The organism is Myxococcus sp. MH1, assembly GCF_059738865.1.
On sequence record NZ_AP026947.1, the window covers coordinates 8,985,056 to 9,002,040 of the forward strand.

Annotated in this window: 11 protein-coding genes; 7 read left to right on the forward strand and 4 right to left on the reverse strand. The window is 70.6% G+C overall.

Annotation, left to right across the window (positions count from 1 at the left end):
- Positions 1–106: 106 nt before the first annotated feature.
- Positions 107–1,501: a hypothetical protein gene (locus AC6JA9_RS35430; RefSeq protein ID WP_408889224.1), complete on the reverse strand. Its 1,395-nt coding sequence runs from the start codon at positions 1,499–1,501 to the stop codon at positions 107–109.
- Positions 1,502–1,620: 119 nt separating this feature from the next.
- Here AC6JA9_RS35430 and AC6JA9_RS35435 point away from each other — a divergent pair, with 119 nt between their 5' ends.
- Positions 1,621–1,866, forward strand: a complete 246-nt coding sequence (locus AC6JA9_RS35435) for a hypothetical protein (protein WP_408889223.1) — start codon at positions 1,621–1,623, stop codon at positions 1,864–1,866.
- Between the two features lie 22 nt (positions 1,867–1,888).
- Here AC6JA9_RS35435 and AC6JA9_RS35440 read toward each other — a convergent pair whose 3' ends face one another.
- Complete coding sequence (locus tag AC6JA9_RS35440) at positions 1,889–3,196, reverse strand: acetamidase/formamidase family protein (RefSeq protein ID WP_408889222.1); 1,308 nt, start codon at positions 3,194–3,196, stop codon at positions 1,889–1,891.
- Between the two features lie 99 nt (positions 3,197–3,295).
- Between AC6JA9_RS35440 and AC6JA9_RS35445 the strand changes: the two genes are divergently transcribed.
- Together AC6JA9_RS35445 and AC6JA9_RS35450 are read left to right on the forward strand one after the other, a co-directional pair.
- On the forward strand, positions 3,296–4,669 hold the full coding sequence (locus AC6JA9_RS35445) for an SWIM zinc finger family protein (protein WP_408889221.1): 1,374 nt from the start codon (positions 3,296–3,298) through the stop codon (positions 4,667–4,669).
- Positions 4,666–7,350 (forward strand): DUF6493 family protein, encoded by a 2,685-nt coding sequence (locus AC6JA9_RS35450; RefSeq protein ID WP_408889220.1) that lies wholly within the window; start codon positions 4,666–4,668, stop codon positions 7,348–7,350. The genes AC6JA9_RS35445 and AC6JA9_RS35450 overlap by 4 nt, the downstream gene beginning before the upstream one ends.
- Here AC6JA9_RS35450 and tal read toward each other — a convergent pair.
- Positions 7,256–8,377, reverse strand: a complete 1,122-nt coding sequence (gene tal, locus AC6JA9_RS35455) for a transaldolase (protein ID WP_408889219.1) — start codon at positions 8,375–8,377, stop codon at positions 7,256–7,258. The two genes, AC6JA9_RS35450 and tal, sit on opposite strands and share 95 nt — an antisense overlap.
- 194 nt (positions 8,378–8,571) lie before the next feature.
- Between tal and AC6JA9_RS35460 the strand changes: the two genes are divergently transcribed.
- Together AC6JA9_RS35460 and AC6JA9_RS35465 are read left to right on the forward strand one after the other, a co-directional pair.
- Complete coding sequence (locus AC6JA9_RS35460) at positions 8,572–10,467, forward strand: transketolase (protein ID WP_497958470.1); 1,896 nt, start codon at positions 8,572–8,574, stop codon at positions 10,465–10,467.
- Between the two features lie 36 nt (positions 10,468–10,503).
- Positions 10,504–12,984: a WD40 repeat domain-containing protein gene (locus AC6JA9_RS35465; RefSeq protein ID WP_408889216.1), complete on the forward strand. Its 2,481-nt coding sequence runs from the start codon at positions 10,504–10,506 to the stop codon at positions 12,982–12,984.
- 9 nt (positions 12,985–12,993) lie between these two features.
- Here the strand turns inward: AC6JA9_RS35465 and AC6JA9_RS35470 are convergent, their stop codons facing one another.
- Positions 12,994–13,812, reverse strand: coding sequence for a hypothetical protein (locus tag AC6JA9_RS35470; RefSeq protein ID WP_408889215.1), 819 nt, complete (start codon positions 13,810–13,812; stop codon positions 12,994–12,996).
- A gap of 113 nt (positions 13,813–13,925) precedes the next feature.
- Here AC6JA9_RS35470 and AC6JA9_RS35475 point away from each other — a divergent pair, with 113 nt between their 5' ends.
- Positions 13,926–15,887, forward strand: coding sequence for a discoidin domain-containing protein (locus AC6JA9_RS35475; protein ID WP_497958471.1), 1,962 nt, complete (start codon positions 13,926–13,928; stop codon positions 15,885–15,887).
- A 126-nt stretch (positions 15,888–16,013) separates the two neighbouring features.
- Complete coding sequence (locus tag AC6JA9_RS35480) at positions 16,014–16,877, forward strand: GRP family sugar transporter (protein WP_408889213.1); 864 nt, start codon at positions 16,014–16,016, stop codon at positions 16,875–16,877.
- Positions 16,878–16,985 lie beyond the last annotated feature (108 nt).

Consider the following 16,985-nt stretch of genomic DNA (forward strand, 5'->3'; position numbering starts at 1 on the left):
GCTCGCGAACGAAACCAGGGCGACATCCGAGCCAGCCCGCGCGGCACATCCCGCCGTGAGGAGCGCCAGGACCCATGAGAGGAGGACTCCGCCACGCGGCGAGCGATCAACGCACATTGTCCACCCCCAGCCCGACGCCAACGAACGCCCCAGGCCGCAACGCGCGCTCCGGCGTGGGAAACAGCAACGTGCCGCCCTGCCCCACGGCGAACAGCCGCCCGCCGAGGAAGCGCCACCGCGCCTCCGCCGACACGAGGTAGCGCGCCCTCGACTGGCCCATCCCCATCGCCAGCCCGCTCACACCCAGGCTCAAGTCACGATGGAAGAGCTGCGCCTCCATGCGCCCATCCACGTCCACCCGGCCCCACGTGAAGGCTTCAACGCCCAGGGAGACGAAGACGTGGCGCTGTCGCATGCCGCTCAGGCGCACTGCATCCCAGCCGAGAATCACCTCGCCGTAGGCCGAGCCGCCGCGAGGGAAGGACGACTCCGCCAGCGGCGCCGGGGACGAGCCCGCCACCTGGAAGCGCGCCAGCTCGTAGTCCGGACCGAAGGCGCCCTGTCGAAAGCCGCCTCGCTGCAGCCGCCCCTCCAGTCGCGCGCGCAAATCCACCGTCGACGACACGGCCTCCAACCCCAGGCCCGCCACCGCGCCCCACGCGCCGCCCTCGCCAGGACGTCCGCCCCATCCTCCCAACACGTGGACCTCGAGGCCCGTGTCCCGACTCCGACGCCTCAGCACCACGGCGGTGCCATCCACATGCGCCAGCGTCATCGGCGCCGATACACCGCCCGCCCTTCCCCAGTCGTGGACCGCTGAGAACGCCAGCGTGTAGCGCCCGGGCACAGCGGGACGTCCGAAGAGGACATGCTGCACATCCAGCGCGACCTCCGCGCCGGTGAGGCGAGCGCCCAACAGGTCCGAGACGAAAGCCTCCGCGTACACCGGCCCCAGCGTCCCCGAGGCCCCCAGACCCGCCGGGTGGTAGTCCGGGTTCAGTTGGTTGCTGTAGCGCCGCACCAGGTGCCCGGACAGCAGGGAGTAGCCCTCCATCCGCCCCGCCCACACCGCGTTGGACGCATCGACGCCCACGGAGAAGAGGCGCATGACCTGCCCCCAATCGGACAGCGTGTCCCAGTCCTCCTTCCTCACGAGGCCAGCCCCCGCGCTGTCGCCCCACAACCGCAGCCGCAGGGGGGCCCCGACGTTGAGGCGGATCCACTCGCCCTGGTCCAACGCCACCATGGGCTCCACCTGCACGAAGCCCTCGGCCCCTCCCGCCCCACTTCGGGGCAACAACGTCCACGTCATGCTCTCCAGCCGCAGGACGTTCGTCCAGGACGACGTCGCGTCGGATTCGACAGGAGGAGAGGCCGCCTCCAGCTCGCGAATGACGGCTTCTGCCTCCTCCCAGAGAGGAGGGACAATGGGCTCCTCCGCCCTTCCCACACCAGGAAGAAGCAGCGGCAACACGACGGCCCAGCTCCGATGCGAGAACATCGACGCCTCCTCGAAAGCCCCCGTCTGGGGATGGAGAAGGGCAGAGGTTCTCAGCCCAGTCCGACACGATGCCGCGCATCGAATGGAATGGAGAGGAGGTCCGGAGTTAAGTCACGGGAATGCCAATCCGTCTGGTCATCCGCGTCAAGAATCAACTCGAGCGAGCAACCTGGCTGACCGTCGAGCCGTGGGGAGAGGTCAAGGAACTCGCCCCCAAAGCGCATGTCAATATCCAGGCCCAGGGCCCCGGTCCAGACGAGGCGCCCGATGGAGGACTCGTCGAAGTGCAGATGACTCCCGACGGCATCAAGGTCTGGGGCTGGAGTGGCTCCGATCTAGAAATCGTCGAACCGGCCCCGAAGTAGACGGGAAACCTGCCCGCGAGAGCTATTTCCCCGCCGGCCGCAGCGGCGCCAACCGCGCCTTGTCCAGCTTCGCCGCGACACCGACGCTGCGGCCCGCGAGGTTGGCGACGACGTACTGCACGCTCGTGCCCATCACCTGCGCGCTCTCCGAGAGCGACAGCCCGTAGTCCTGCGCCAGCCACTGCGTCAGCCCGCTCGTCGCCTGGCGCAGGGCATCGTCGAGCGAGCCCGCCTGTCCCAGCACCATCAGGTGCGTGGGGGACTCCACGCGCGGCATCGACGGCGCCTTGCCGCGGATGACTTCCACCGTCAGCTCCACCTCCATCGACGTCTCCAGCGCGAACTGCGACGTCTCACCATCCCCCTGCCCCGCGTGCGCATCCCCCACGTAGAGCAGCGCCCCCGGCTGGAACACGGGCAGATACACGGTGTTGCCCTCCACCACCTCGTTGAAGTCCATGTTGCCGCCAAAGCGCCCCGTATCCCCCGTGGAGACCGGCGGCGACCCGAAGCCCGGCGCCACCGCCAGCCCGCCCAGCATCGGCCGCAGCGGCACCGTGAAGGCCTTCAGCTTCTCCGTGGGCGTCTCCGGCCGCGCCACGCCCTTCTCCCAGTCCAACGTCCAGCGCACCGGCTTGCCCAGCTCCGTCGCCTTCGACGCCAACAGCGGCGTCATCGCCCGCCCGACGATGCTGTCCAGGCTGTCCGCGCTCCTCCGGTTCAATCGCAGGCGCTTCAAGTGGACCGCCAGCATGTCCCCGGGCCGCGCATCCCCGATGAAGAACGGCCCCGTCTGCGGATTGCCATACAGCGCGCGCGACACACCGCGCTCATCCATGCCACCGGAGTCGAGCGTCGTCGTCTTCACCGTGTCCCCGGACCACACCGTCAGCACCGGCGCCCGGTCCGCGGAGAACTCGTTCGACCACGACGTCGGGGTGAACTCATGCCGACGCGGCGGGCCCGCGGGTCGCTCCGGAATCCGGCGCGCCGTGAAGGCCCGCTTCACCCGCGCCTTCTTGTCGTTCGTGTCCGGCACGTCCGCCGTGCCCTCCAGCCGGTCACCCCGAACCTTCCCCGTGTAGACGTAGCGCGCCTGACGCGAGTCGGTGACGGTGAAGCGGACCTCGTTGCCCGTGCGCTCGCCCTCCAGCGCGTCACCGTCGAACGTGCCGGACAGCTTCTTCCCCGAGCGCTCCAGCGTGAGCCCCTGGTGCAGGGCGTTGCCCCACATGTCCGTGGTGACGACCCACTCCTCCTTCACCACCGACTGCGCGAGGACGAGGGACGGGACGCAGCAGCACAACCAGGCCAGGAGGAGTCGTCGCATGTCCGCAGCACCATGCCAGAAGCCCGCTCTGGATGTGTGGGTCAGCGCCACGCGGTTGGTCGAGTCGCCCCACCGCGATAGCCTGGGCGACCGGCCACCATGACAGCGCTGAACCACACCTATCTGTACGCGGGCCCCTCGGAGCTCGTCCCCGTGGAGAAGGGGCACGCGCTGCGGCTCATGACGTCGGGCGGCGGCGCACCCCAGCCGTATTTCTTCGAGGGGCGCCTGCTCCAACCCCGCTTGACGGCGCTGTCGCTGCGAGCCCTCTCGCGCGTGGTGGGCTCGCGCTTCTTCATCCCGCCCGCCATGTTGAACCGCATCCTGCGCGAGGCCGACCCGGTGGTGACGTGCGGGCGAGGCATGCTGCGCTTCGAGGGGTTCTCGGGCTGCGCCAGCACCTACGCCCGCGTGGACCTCCCCCCCGCCGCCTACGAGGGAGACGTCGCGTCCTTCGGCACGACGAACGTGGACTTCAACGCCGCCATGCGCGCGGCCCTGTCCACCGTGCGAGAGGACGAACCCCTCTCACTGTCCGTCGGCCACGCGGAGGTGGCGCTCCAGCGAGGCGACACACGCGTGGTGGAGCGCAAGGTCCCCCTGCCCCTGCGCTGGCTCAAGGGCTTCGCCGAGGTGCAGGCCTACCTGTCGCGCCTCACGCCCTTCGCCGAGCTGTCCGCGACGGAGGCCCTGCGCTTGCTGCGAGGACTCCCCCGGACCCGCGCCGACAAGAGCATCCACTACCTGGTGCCCCAGGGGCGCACCGTCCGCCTGAGCTCCACCGAAGCGAAGGGCGCGATGCGCATCACCGGCCTGGAGCGGCTCCGGGTGCTCGAGGACCTGGTCCCCTTCGCGAGGCGGCTCGTCCTGCACGCGGACCCTCGGGGACAGGCCAGCGCCTTCGTGCTCGACCTGGGCGCGCCACGCTTCACGCTGGCGCTCTCGAGCGAGGTCTGGCGCGGCTTCTCCGGCGAGGGCCAGGCGTTGACGGCCCTGGCGCAGCAGGGCCAGGTGGAGCAGGTGCTGAGCACGCTGCGCGCGGAGCTCCGCTGGGAGGCCGTGCTGGAGCCGCGGGCGCTGGCGCGCAAGCTGGGCGCCCCCGAGGAGCTCGTGCGGCAGGGCCTCCAGGTGCTCGGCGTGCGAGGGCTGGTGGGGTTCGACTCCCAGACGGCCGCCTTCTTCCACCGTGAGCTGCCCTTCGACTTCGCGCAGGTCGAGGCCCTCGCGCCGCGACTCGCCGATGCCCGGGCCCTGCTCGCGGCGGGCGCGGTGGAAGCCGACGCGAAGGCGCCCGGAGCGTTCTGGGTGCGCGGCTCGGACGTCACGTACCACGTGCTGCTGGATGGCGAGGGTGAGCCCCTGCGCTGTGGCTGTCCCTGGTTCTCAAAGCACGCGCTGGACCGCGGGCCGTGCAAACACCTTCTCGCGGCGCGGCTGCACGTCCATCGCGCCGAGGACGACGATTCCCGATGAGCGCCCTCCTCCTCGACTCCCTCCTCGCCGCGCCGAGCCTCGAAGCCAGCACCGCCCTGCTGGAGCGCCTGACCCAGGCCGAGCGCAGGCAGCTCGGCGCCGAGCTGCCAGACCGCATCAAGGCGCTCCGGGACGAGCCCTATACCCAGACGCTCCCGCCGCGAATCCAAGCGCTGGCCCTGCTGTCCTTCTTCTGCGTCCCTCCCTCCGAGTGGAAGCGGATGCACCTGTCCGCGCTGCCCGAAGAGACCGCCCAGGTCGCCGTGAAGCTGAAGGCTCCCGGGCTCGAGGACGCGGCCGAGCGGCTGGTCGCGCTCGACGCCGTCTTCGGCGCCGTGGCCCGCAAGCTGGTGCGCGCGGGCGTGTCGCGGCGCCCCACCCACGACAACTACATCCTGAGCCTGCTGAGCGTGGACGTGCGCTTCGTCCCGAACCCGCTCGACGCCGACCCGCGCGTGCGCGAGGACGAGGTGTGGCACCTCTTCGAGGTCGAAGGCGGCGGAGAGCTGAGCCTCGCCGCGAGGGACAAGTACACGCCCGACGCCAAGACCTGGATGCAGACGTTCCTGAGACACATGCGCCAGGGGACCCTGGACCGCGCGCGGTTGCTGGACGCCACGCTGGGCGCCCTGGAGCGCGACTTCGCGGCCTTCCGCGCGGGCTGGTTCTCACGCTTCCATCAATCACTGGAGCCGACGCACGAGGAGCTGGAGCGACACCGCGAGCGCTATCTGCGCCTGCTGGGCAGCACCCTCCCGGCGACGGTCAGCCTCGCGCTCGACGTGGTGGGCACGCTGGACGGGCGCCATCCCTTCCCCGAGTCCACCTTGCGGCCCGCGCTGGAGCCCGTACTCCTCGCCCGCCACAAGGCCGCCGCGCAACAGGCGACGAAGCGGCTGCTGGCCCTGGCCGAGCGGGAGACCACGGACGCCCGTCAGCGTGTCCTGCTCTCGCTATGCACGGGCCTCGCGCACGAGGAGGTGGACGTCCAGAAGGCGGTGTTCAAGGCCCTGACGTCCCTGGCGAGCGTCCCCGAGGCCGCCCTGCGCGCCGCCGTCGAGGAGCGCATGGAGGGCGTCGCCGCGTCGCTGCGCAAGCAGGTCCAGGCGTGGCTCGGCGCCGTCCGCGACACCCCGCCGAAGGCAACCCCCATCGAACCGCCGCCCCACCACGGACCGGTGTCGCCGTGCGAGCCCCGCTTCGCCGTGGCCCCCATCGAGGACCTCGACTCGCTCATCGCGGCCTTCTCCGCGGGCCTCGAGGACGCGAGCGACCCGATGGAGGTCGAGCGCCTCCTGGACGGCGTGGCCCGACTCGGAGGACAGCGCCCCGAGGACTTCGCGCGAAAGACCTCCGCGCTGGGCAAGCGGGCGAAGAAGTCGTGCGCGAATCCCTACCAGGAGCCCATGGCCTTCCGCCTCGCCAGCCTCGCCCTCGCGTGGCTCGCGCCTCACGGACAGGCCGTGACCGCGCTGCGCGAGCTTCCCAAGACCCCGCTCTCGCCCGCGCACAAGGTCTTCCTCCCGTTGCTGGACGCGCGCCTCCTGGACATCGCTCGCGCGCTCGACAAGGGGCACACCGACGGGCTGTTGTCGTTCCCCACGCACGCGGGCGGCTGGATTGCGCCGGAGCCACTGGTGGAGCGCGTGCTCGCGAGTGCCACCGAGCCCTCGCCCACGGACCTGTGTCTCGCCCTGTCCCGGCTCGCGCCCGCGGAAGAATCACGCACGGCCCCGGCTCCGTCACGCAAGGGCCAGCCCCACGTGGAGACGTTGAAGCTCATCGACTGGGCCTCGGGGCGCGGACGCACCGAGCCTCGCGGCCCCGAGGCGCTCCTGGCCATGGGCCGCAGGCACCGGGGAGACACCGCCCCCAGCGTCCACACCTTCACCGTGAAGGCCCGGCGCTCCGGTGAGTACACGTTCCACGACCTGCACGTGTCGACGAAGCCCAAGCCCAAGGCGACGCGCGGAGACCTCCCGAGCCAGGTGCTCTCGGCGAAGTACGGCGGCGTGGACAAGCCCTACGCGCGCTGGGCGGCGACGCTCTGGCCCTCGGGGATGGAGGCCTATTTCGCCAGCCGCGCGGAGGAGCTGGCCGGGAACCTCGACTGGTTCGAGGCGAGCTGGGGCAACGCCGCGTGCTACGAGCAGCTGCTCCATCCCTGGCTGCACCTGGGCCCCATGGGGCGACTGGTCCTCGCGCTCGGGCTCGCGGCGAAGAAGCCCGGGGAGTCCGGCGTGAGCGTGGACGCGGCCATCGCCGCCCTCGAGACCGGGCGACTCTCGGCACAGGAGCTGGGCGCGACGATGGGCGAGCTGCGCACCACCGGCCTCGTGAAGCTCAAGCGCTGGGCCACGACGCTCGCGCGGGTGGCCAGCGCGTCCGAGCACCACGCCCGTCAGGTCTCCGTCGCTATCCAGCGTGCCTTGCGCAAGAGCCCCCACGCCGCGCCTCGCGACGAGGGCTCGCTCGTGAAGCTCCTGCTGGAGCTCCTGTCCCAGACGGAGACGCGGCTCGAGGACACCGAGGCCTGGGACTACCTCCGGGAGACGCCCCATCGGAAGTCCCTCGAGGCCCTGGCGCCTATGATTTCTTCAACTGCGCCTCCACCGCCTTCAGGAGCGCGTCGAAAGACTCCTCGAAGAGCCGCACGCCGTCCACGGCCAGCCGCTCGGTGACGCTCTTCATCGACACCCCACCGGCCTCCAGCTGGCGCATCGTCTCCTTCGCGCCCGCCAGGTCCTCCAGCAGCGTGGTGCGCACCTTGCCATGGTCCCGGAACGCATCGATGGTCGCCGGCGGCATCGTGTTCACGGTGTCGGGGCCAATCAGCTCCTCGATGTAGAGCACGTCCCGCAGCTTCGGGTCCTTCGTGCTGGTGCTCGCCCACAACACCCGCTGCACCTTGGCGCCCTTCGCCGAGAGCGCCTTCCAGCGCGGACTGCTGAAGACCTCCTGGTAGATGCGATAGGCGAGCTTCGCGTTGGCGATGGCCACCTTGCCGTGCAGCGACTCCAGCACCTTGCGCTGCTCCGCGGTGACGCCCGCGTTCAGGCGCTGCTCGATCTCCTTGTCCACCGCCACGTCGATGCGGCTGACGAAGAACGAGGCCACGCTGGACACCTTGCTCAAGTCTCCGCCCGCCTTGGCGAAGCGCTCCAGGCCCGTCAGGTACGCGTGCGTCACCTGCCGGTAGCGCTCCTGGCTGAACAGGAGCGTCACGTTGATGTTCAGCCCCTCCGCGGTGAGCTGCTCGATGGCGGGCACCCCGGCTTCCGTCCCGGGGACCTTCACCATCACGTTGGGCCGGTCCAGCATCTTCCAGAGCCTGCGCGCCTCGTCGAGCGTGGCCTTCGTGTCGTTCGCGAGCCGAGGCGAGACCTCCAGCGACGCGAAGCCATCCCGCCCCTTCAGCGCGTCGTAGACCGAGCGAAGGATGTCCGCGGCGCCCTGCACGTCGCGCACGGCGAGCTGCTCGTAGACGTCGCCCGCCGAGCGCCCCTGGCCCCGCGCGGCCCGGAAGAGGTCCTCGTAGTCCTCGCTGCCCGACACCGCCTTCTGGAAGATGGTGGGGTTGGAGGTCAGCCCCTTGAGCCCATCCTCGGTGATGAGCTTCTGGAGCGTCCCCTGGGTGATGTAGCTCCGCTGGAGGTTGTCCACCCAGACGGCCTGGCCGAATTCCTCGAGCTGACGCAGTGGATTCATGGCGGTTCACACCCCTGCCTTGAATCTGCCCATGCGCGCCGGAGCGTGAGCGGGCCTGCGCACGGGAGCCCCCTCGTCGGGTTGCCCTGCGAAGAGGGGCGCTCGGCCGCCGTCTCACCTCGTGCCTCCACGCCGCTTCACCCGGGGCCCGGCCATCAACACCCTACGGAGGTCCCCCAGCCTGGAGAGAGACGATGGCAGACACCCTGGCAGAGCTCGCGGCGCAGCTGCGGGTCGACAGCATCCGCGCGACGACGGCGGCGGGCTCCGGACATCCGAGCTCATCCATGTCCGCGGCGGACATCGTCGCGGTGCTGTTCCAGAAGTACCTGCGCTTCGACTTCCAGCACCCGCACGCGCCGGACAATGACCGCTTCGTGCTCTCCAAGGGCCACGCGTGCCCGGTCCTCTACGCCGCGTTCAAGGCGGCGGGCGCCATCGACGACGCGGAGCTGTTGTCCTTGCGCAGGTTCGGCAGCCGCCTGGAGGGACACCCCAACCCGCACGTGCTGCCGCTGGTGGACGTGGCCACCGGCTCGCTCGGCCAGGGGCTGGCCATCGGCGTGGGCATGGCGCTCACCGCGCGCCTGGACCAGCGCCGCTTCCGCACGTACGTGATGATGGGCGACAGCGAGACGGCGGAGGGCTCGGTCTGGGAGGCGTTCGACAAGGCCTCGCACTACAAGCTCGACACCCTGTGCGCGCTCATCGACATGAACCGGCTGGGCCAGAGCGGCCAGACGGAGCTGGGCTGGAACGGCGAGGCCTACGTCGCCCGCGCGCGGGCCTTCGGCTGGCATGCGCTGGCCGTGGACGGACATGACCTGGGCGCCATCGACCGCGCGCTGGCCGAGGCCCAGGTCACGAAGGGCAAGCCCACGTGCCTCGTCTTCAAGACGGAGAAGGGCCACGGCTACTCGCTCATCGCGAACAAGGACGGCTGGCACGGCAAGCCCCTGCCCGAGGACAAGGCGCGCGAGGCCATCCAGGAGCTCGGCGGTGAGCGGAACCTGCGCTTCGAGGTGAGGAAGCCGGAGGTGACGAAGCCCACCGCGAAGCCCGCAGCCGGACCGCTGAAGCTGCCCACCTACGCCACGGACGAGAAGGTCGCCACGCGCAAGGTGTACGGCGACGCGCTCGCGGCGCTGGGGGATGCCTACCCGGACCTGGTCGCGCTGGACGCGGAGGTGTCCAACTCCACGTACTCGGAGGAGCTGCGCAAGGCGCACCCGGACCGGTACTTCGAGATGTACATCGCCGAGCAGAACATGGTGTCCAGCGGCGTGGGCATGGCGGTGCTGGGCAAGCGCGTCTTCGTCAGCACCTTCGCCGCCTTCCTGTCGCGCGCGTATGACCAGCTGCGCATGGCGGCCGTGTCCAATGCGACGCTGCACGTGTGCGGCAGCCACGCGGGCGTGTCCATCGGCGAGGACGGCCCTTCGCAGATGGGGCTGGAGGACCTGGCGATGATGCGCGCCGTCGCCGGCAGCACCGTGCTCTACCCGAGCGACGCCAACCAGACCGCCCGATTGATGGCCGCCCTGGTGGACCTGCGCGGCATCAGCTACCTGCGCACCACGCGCGCCAAGACGCCCGTGCTCTACGCGCCCACCGAGGAGTTCCCCATCGGCGGCAGCAAGGTGCTGCGGCGCTCGGACCGGGACGTCGTCACCATCGTCGCCGCCGGGATTACGCTGCACGAGGCGCTGGAGGCCCACGCGCGTCTCCAGGATTCGGGCGTGGCCGTGCGCGTCATCGACCTGTACTCGGTGAAGCCCGTGGACGTGAAGACGCTGCGGCAGGCCGCGAAGGAGACCCAGGGCCGGCTCCTGGTCGTCGAGGACCACTGGGCGGAGGGTGGGCTCGCGGACGCGGTGCTGGAGGCCTTCTCGGACGGCACCGAGCCCTTGCCGCGGGTGAAGCGGCTCGCGGTGCGCAAGCTGCCCGGCTCCGGCAAGCCCGAGGAGCTGCTCGGCGCGGCGGGCATCGACGCGGCGCACATCGTCGAGGCCGTCCACGCCCTGCGCGACACCTCGGCCCCCGAGGGCTCGCGCACCACCGGCACGGCGAAGGCCCGCCGCACCCATTGAACCCGATGGAGGGTCGCCGCGAGAATGCGGCCCTCCATGCCCCACGACCTCGCCTCCCTCACCGAGCTCTCCACCCTCGAATCCCTCCTCGCCGCCGAAGGGGTGGACGGACTGCTCGCCGCGCTCGACGACGTGCTCGCCCGGACACCCGCGGACACGCGCGTGCTGCACGAGGACGGCCCCACCGTGGGTCCCCGGACGCTCGGCGTGCTGCGCAAGGCCGTCGCGCTCGACGCGGACTTCCTGCGCGAGCACCCCGAGGCCCTCTTCCAGTGCCTCTACAACCGGCTGCGCTGGTACGACGCGCCGGACGCCGCGCCGCACTACGCCACGACGGGGCAGGCCCCCTGGGACGACCCGGAGGCGCACCTGTACCAGCTGGCGGCGTGGTGGCGCAGGCAGCGCGAGGCCTCTGGCGGCGCGGCCTGGGTGGAGTCCCTGCTGCCGCTGCGTGGCGCACTGGATGGCGCGGACGTGTACCTCTGGCACGAGGCCCACGTCCTGTGCGCGGCGTTCGATGCGACGGGGACGAAGCTGGCCACCGGCTCGCACACCGACGGCTCGCGCGCCGACGGAAACAACGTCCACATCTGGGACGTGGCGACGGGCAAGCAACTGCGGGTGATGGAGGGCCACGAGGCGGAGGTGCGAGCGGTTGCGTGGAGCCCGGATGGCAAGCAACTGGCCTCGGCCTCCAGGGCCCATGAGGCGCGCGTCTGGGACGTGGAGACCGGAGAGCACCTCCACCTGTTCCGCCGGCAGGAGGGACAGGTGACGTCGGTGGCCTTCAGCCCGGACATCACGCTGCTGGCGGTGGCCAACCTCGGCTGGCTCATCCACCTGTATGACCTGGACACAGGTGAGAAGGTCCGCACGCTCAAGGGGCACCAGCAGTCGGTGCTGAGCGTGGCGTTCCATCCCTCGGGCCGCTGGCTCGCGTCAGGCGCGTCGGACAACACGGTTCGCGTGTGGAACGTGGCCACGGGCGAGCAGGTGGCACGGCTGGACACGCAGCGCTCCGTGAGCACGGTGGCCTTCAGTCCGGACGGCGAGTGGCTCGCGTGGGCGGACCTCGACGACGTGGGCGTGGCGGAGACGAAGACGTGGCAGCGGGTGCGCGGCCTGCAGGGCCAATCGCGCTACTCCCACGTGCAGTGGCTGGGGACCTCGCGGCTGGGCTTGTTGGGGTACGACCGGCTGGAGGTGCTGGACGTGAAGGACGGCGCCACGGTGTGGTCGCGTCCCTATTCCTCGGATGGGCATGAGCGCGGCGCGGCCTTTTCGCCGGACCTGAAGCACTTCGCGCTGACGGCCGTCGATGGCGGCGTGCTGCTCAGCAGGCTCGACGCGCCCACTCCGCCCATGCTCCTGTCCGAGCAGCACCGCGTGAAGCACCTGTGGGGACGGGCCGAGGGCGGCCTCGCCGTCGCGAAGCGGATGGACGGCATGCTCGTCGTCGACGCCCAGGGGCAGGTGTGCGAGCCGCCTCGTGAAGCCCACGACTCCGGCCTGCATCCCTGGCGCTTGAGCCCGAACGAAGCGTGGGCCGCCTATCCCGTCACACGCTACCTGGACGACGGGTGGCGGCGGGGCATCCAGCTGTTCGACGTGGCGCGTATGGCGCCGACGACGGAGCTGACCGACAAGCCGCTGGAGGGGCGGGATGCATCCAAGAAGATGACGATGGAGCAGGTGATGACCTTCTCCCCGGACTCGACGCTGCTCGCGGGCACGTTCGAGCTGGGCGTGGTGCGCGTGTGGCGCGTGGCCGACGGGCGTCTGCTCCACACACTGAAGGGACCCGATGCCGCCGTCACGATGGTGGAGTTCACCCCGGACGGCGCCTGCATCGTGTCGGGCTACGAAGCCCTCTCGCGGCTCCAGGTGCACGACGTGAAGACGGGGCGGCTCGTGCTCGACACCCATGCGTTGATGAAGCCCGCGGTGGCGTACACGGCGGCCGAGCGGGTGCCGCGCATCGCGGTGGGCCGGGCCACGGGTGAGCTGGAGCTGCTCGACCTGCCCGCGGGCTTCCGGCGCGTACTCCACGTCTCCGAGGAGCCGGTCATCGCCGCGCGGTTCTCCGCGGATGGCTCGCGGGTGGCGGTGTGCACGCTGGACGACCGGGTGCGCCTGTACGAAGCGGACACGGGGCGGTTGGTGTACGAGGTGCCGCACCCCGCGCTGCCGTTCGAGGTGGCGATGGAGGGGGACGTGCTGGTCACCCGCGCGGATGACCAGAAGACGCGCTTCTTCGACCTCGCCACGGGCGCGCCCCGGGAGGTGCTCGACGGCAACGCGCCGCCGGAGGAAGTGACCCGCCGCGCGTACTGGGAGGTGCTCGGCGACGCGCCCGTCGCGTTCCACCGTCGCATGGACACCACGCCCCTGGCGCACTTCCACGACTCGCTGGAGGAGACGCTCATCCTGCGCGACGGACTCGTCGTGGCGCGCGGCCTCACCGTCCCGGACTTCCTCTACGTGCTCAAGCTCCACGGCCCCACGGGCGGAGCCTGAAGCCCGTCATCACCCGCAGCCCACGCGCCGAGGTCCCACGGCCAGGTCATCCAGCCACCAGTCCGTGGGCGTCGAGAGGCCCTGGTAGAGGAACACGCCCGCCTCCAGCACCGTGAAGTCGCGAGCCTTCTCGCGCGTCGGCGGTGTCTGGGTGGGCGGGTCGGCGAAGACGAACCTGCGAGGCCACTGAAGCTCCACGCCGTCGAGCCACACGCGAGGCTCGGCGGCCTGGGGCGCGTCACCGTTCGCGCCATCGAAGAGCCACTCCACGCACGTCCACCGGTCCAGCACGAGCGGCGTGTCGGAGACCTGCACCCACTCCGGGAAGCCGGGCGGCTCCGGGGGATGCCAGATGGCCATGTACTTCTCCTGGTACGTCGCCACCTCGTACCAGTCGAGCGCCTCGAACGCGGTGTCCTGGCTCCCCGGGCGCGGATACCGCGCGTTGAAGAGCCCCGCGTGTGAGGCCGGCCGCGCGGGTGTCACGTAGACGTGGACACGCCCCCAGAGCACGGGGCCGAAGTCCTTCGGGAGCTGGAAGCGCACCGTCTTCTTCGGCCCCCCCTGCTCGCCCTCGCGGCCTCCGGCGAGCTGGCTCGCGTGCAGCGCATACCGGCCGCCCCGGGCCCGTGTGTCATCCACGAGGAGCTGTCCGCTGAACTCGTCACGGAACGGTGTCCAGCCCTCCGGGAGTCGCCCCTCCTCGAAGTCCCAGCACAGCGTCCCCGGCGCCGAGCAGCCCGTGGACGCCGTCCGCCCCGAGGCGTGGTGGGCACACGAGGACACCAGCAACACCACGAGCCATCCAGGAGCGACTGCGACGCGCATGTTCCCCACCTCTCGGTACCCGACGGGACGGTACACCCGCGCAAAACACGGAGGCCATGAGACTTGCCGCGAGCGGCCCCGTTCTCCTCCAAGAGCCTGAGGAGGAGGACACCATGCGAAGGATTCCGTCTCGACTGTGCACCCTGGTGATGGGCGTGCTGCTGGGTTGTGGCGCCCCCGATGAAGCGGGCCTCTCGCGACAGGCCATGGCCCTCGCGGAGCCCATCAACGTCACGCTCCACAAGCCCGCCACCGCGAGCTCCACGCAGGGCAGCTTCCTCCCGGAGTACGCGGTGGATGGGGACATCACCAGCGATGACTCGCGCTGGTGCCCCGGCGTCTACAACGAGACGCGCCTGCTGGACATCGACCTGCAGGGGACGTTCGACCTGGTCCGCATGGAGCTCTACACGGGCTTCCGCGCCGACCGCCCCATCAAGAGCTACGAGCTGTTCTACGACGACGGCACGGGATGGAAGCCCCTCCCCGGCGCGAGCCAGACGAACAACACCAGCATCGCGGTGTCGACGACGTTCACCCAGCCGGTGACGGCGAAGAAGGTGCGCTTCTCCTGCAAGGACCCGCTCGCGGACAACTGCCGGGTGAAGGAGCTGTGGGTCTTCGGAACCCCGCACGCCACCGAGGTGAACATCCCGCCCGTGGTCGACGCCGGTCCGGACCGGTCCATCACGCTGCCCACGAACAGCGTCACCCTGAGCGGCGGCGCCACCGACGCGGACGGCACGGTCGTCTCGCTGTCGTGGACGCAGGTGAGCGGCCCCACCGCGACGCTCTCGGGCACCACCACCGCCACGCTGAGCGCCACGGGGCTGACGGCCGGCACCGCCGTCTTCCGGCTCACCGCCACCGATGACGACGGCGCCACCGGGACGGACGAGGTCAGCGTGACGGTGGCCCCCGCGCCCCAGGCGCTCACCAACGTGGCGCTCGGCAAGCCGGTCTCCGCCGGCAGCAGCAACGCCACCCTGCCGCCCTCCAACGCCGTGGACGGGAACCTCACCACGCGCTGGGAGTCCGGCTACCACTTCCAGACGCACAATTATTTCGACGTCGACCTCGGGAGCGCCCACGAGGTGCACGGCGCGACGCTGCACCTGTCCACCAGCGCGACGTCGTCCTACGCGATGACCGCGTTCGAGCTGCAGAGCTGGGACGGCGGCTGCTGGAAGACGATTCCGGGCTCCGTGGTGGAGGGCAACCCGACCAACACCACGCAGCGCTCGCTCACCTTCACCGCGCCCGTCACCACCACGAAGGTCCGGGTGGTGTGCAAGGACCAGCCCTACTGCCGACTGCGCGAGCTGGAGCTGTCGGGCCGACCCGGGGTCGCGTCGACGGCGCCCACCACGTGCGCCGCCGGACAGCAGACGCTGGTGCGCAACGTCCGCTACGACTACGCCCTGTTCCTGCCCCAGCAGTACAACGCGGACCGCACCACCCGCTGGCCGCTCATCATCGCGCTGCACGGCCTGGGCGGCGCCACGCTGGCCACGGACCGCTCGGGCGTGCTCGCCAACCCCGAGGGCCTGGCGCGGCAGTTCAACTCCGCCAGCTTCCGCGCGGCGATGAAGGCCATCGTCATCTCCCCGAACCAGCGGCTGCCCTTCACCAATTCGGGCACGGGCTGGTTCAACAACGACGCGCTGCTGGCCCTGGTCGAGGACGCCAAGAAGGACTACCGCGTGGACACGGACCGCATCTACTTCACCGGCCTGAGCGGCGGCGCCAACCGGAGCCTCGAGCAGGGCATCACGGACAACGGGCCGCTCGCGGCCATCGTCCCCATCGCCTTCACGTCCACGCCCACCAACGACGCGAACGTCTGCAACCTGAAGGCCCTGCCCATCTGGTCCTTCCAGGGCGAGTTCGACACGCCGAGCCGCCCGAGCAACCTCAAGAACTGGCTGGACACCCGCTGCGGCGCGGGCTCCAGCGCGATGCGCTTCACCGTCATCCCGGGTGGACGCCACGACGGCTCGACGTGGGACACCGCCTACGCCACGCTCGAGCTCTACGACTGGCTGCTCCAGCAGCGCCGCAGCCACCGCCCGTAGCCGGCCCTCGGGCGGAGGGACAACGCCGTCACTGTCCCCCGCCCCACATGGCGCTGCCCACGGGGCCGATTCCCGCCACGTCCTCCAGCCCTAGATTCCGGGGGGCCGTAGGCGGGGAGCATGGGGATGAGCCTGGAGAACCTGGTCGTGCTCATCCCGCCCCTGTGCTGGGGCATCCAGCCGCTGCTCGTCGCGAAGGTGGGCGGTCTTCCCAAGCAGCAGGTCCTGGGCAGCACGCTGGGCGCGCTGGCGCTGGCCCTGTTCGCGCTCAACGTCGTCTCACCGCACCTGTCGCGCACGGTGGTGCTGGCTGGCTTCGCCTCCGGCGCCTGCTGCGCGGTGGGCCAGACGAACCAGTTCCGCTCGTTCGCGCTGCTCGGCGTGTCGACGGCGATGCCCGCCATCGTCTGCCTCCAACTGCTCGGCACCTCGCTGATAGGTGTCCTGGTGTTCCACGAATGGCCCACCACCGCGAAGGTGGCGCTGGGGACGACGGGGCTCGTCGTCGTGATGCTGGGCGTCGCGATGACGTCCTACAAGGAGTACCACGACATCAAGAGCCGGTCCGAGCGGAGGGCGGGCCTGATGGCGCTGCTGCTCTGCGGCGCGGGGCTGGTCGCCTACGTCATCATCCCCAAGTGGTTCGGCGTCAACGGGTGGGACGCCATCCTCCCCCAGTCGGTGGGCCTGTTGACGACGGCCTTTCTGCTGTCACTGCGTGGCGAGGGTCGGCCCTTCGTGAAGAAGACCTGGCTCAACATCCTCCCCGGCCTCATCTGGGCGACGGGCAACCTGGCGCTGCTGCTGGCCGACGAGCGCGTGGGCGTCACCACCGGCTTCACCGTGTCGCAGATGGGCGTCATCATCTCCACGCTCGGCGGCGTCTTCCTGCTCGGCGAGCACAAGACGCGCAAGGAGCTGGTGCTCGTCTTCATCGGCGTCGCCCTGGTGATTGCAGGGGGAGTCCTCGTGGGGCAGGCCCGCGCCTGACGGAGGGGCCTCCGGGTCCGAGCCCCCCTCCTGGAGCAGTGGCACACCGCCATCCGCCTCCAGCGGAAGAACGACCCCGTGAAGGCGATGGAGGACCTGCGCCGACTG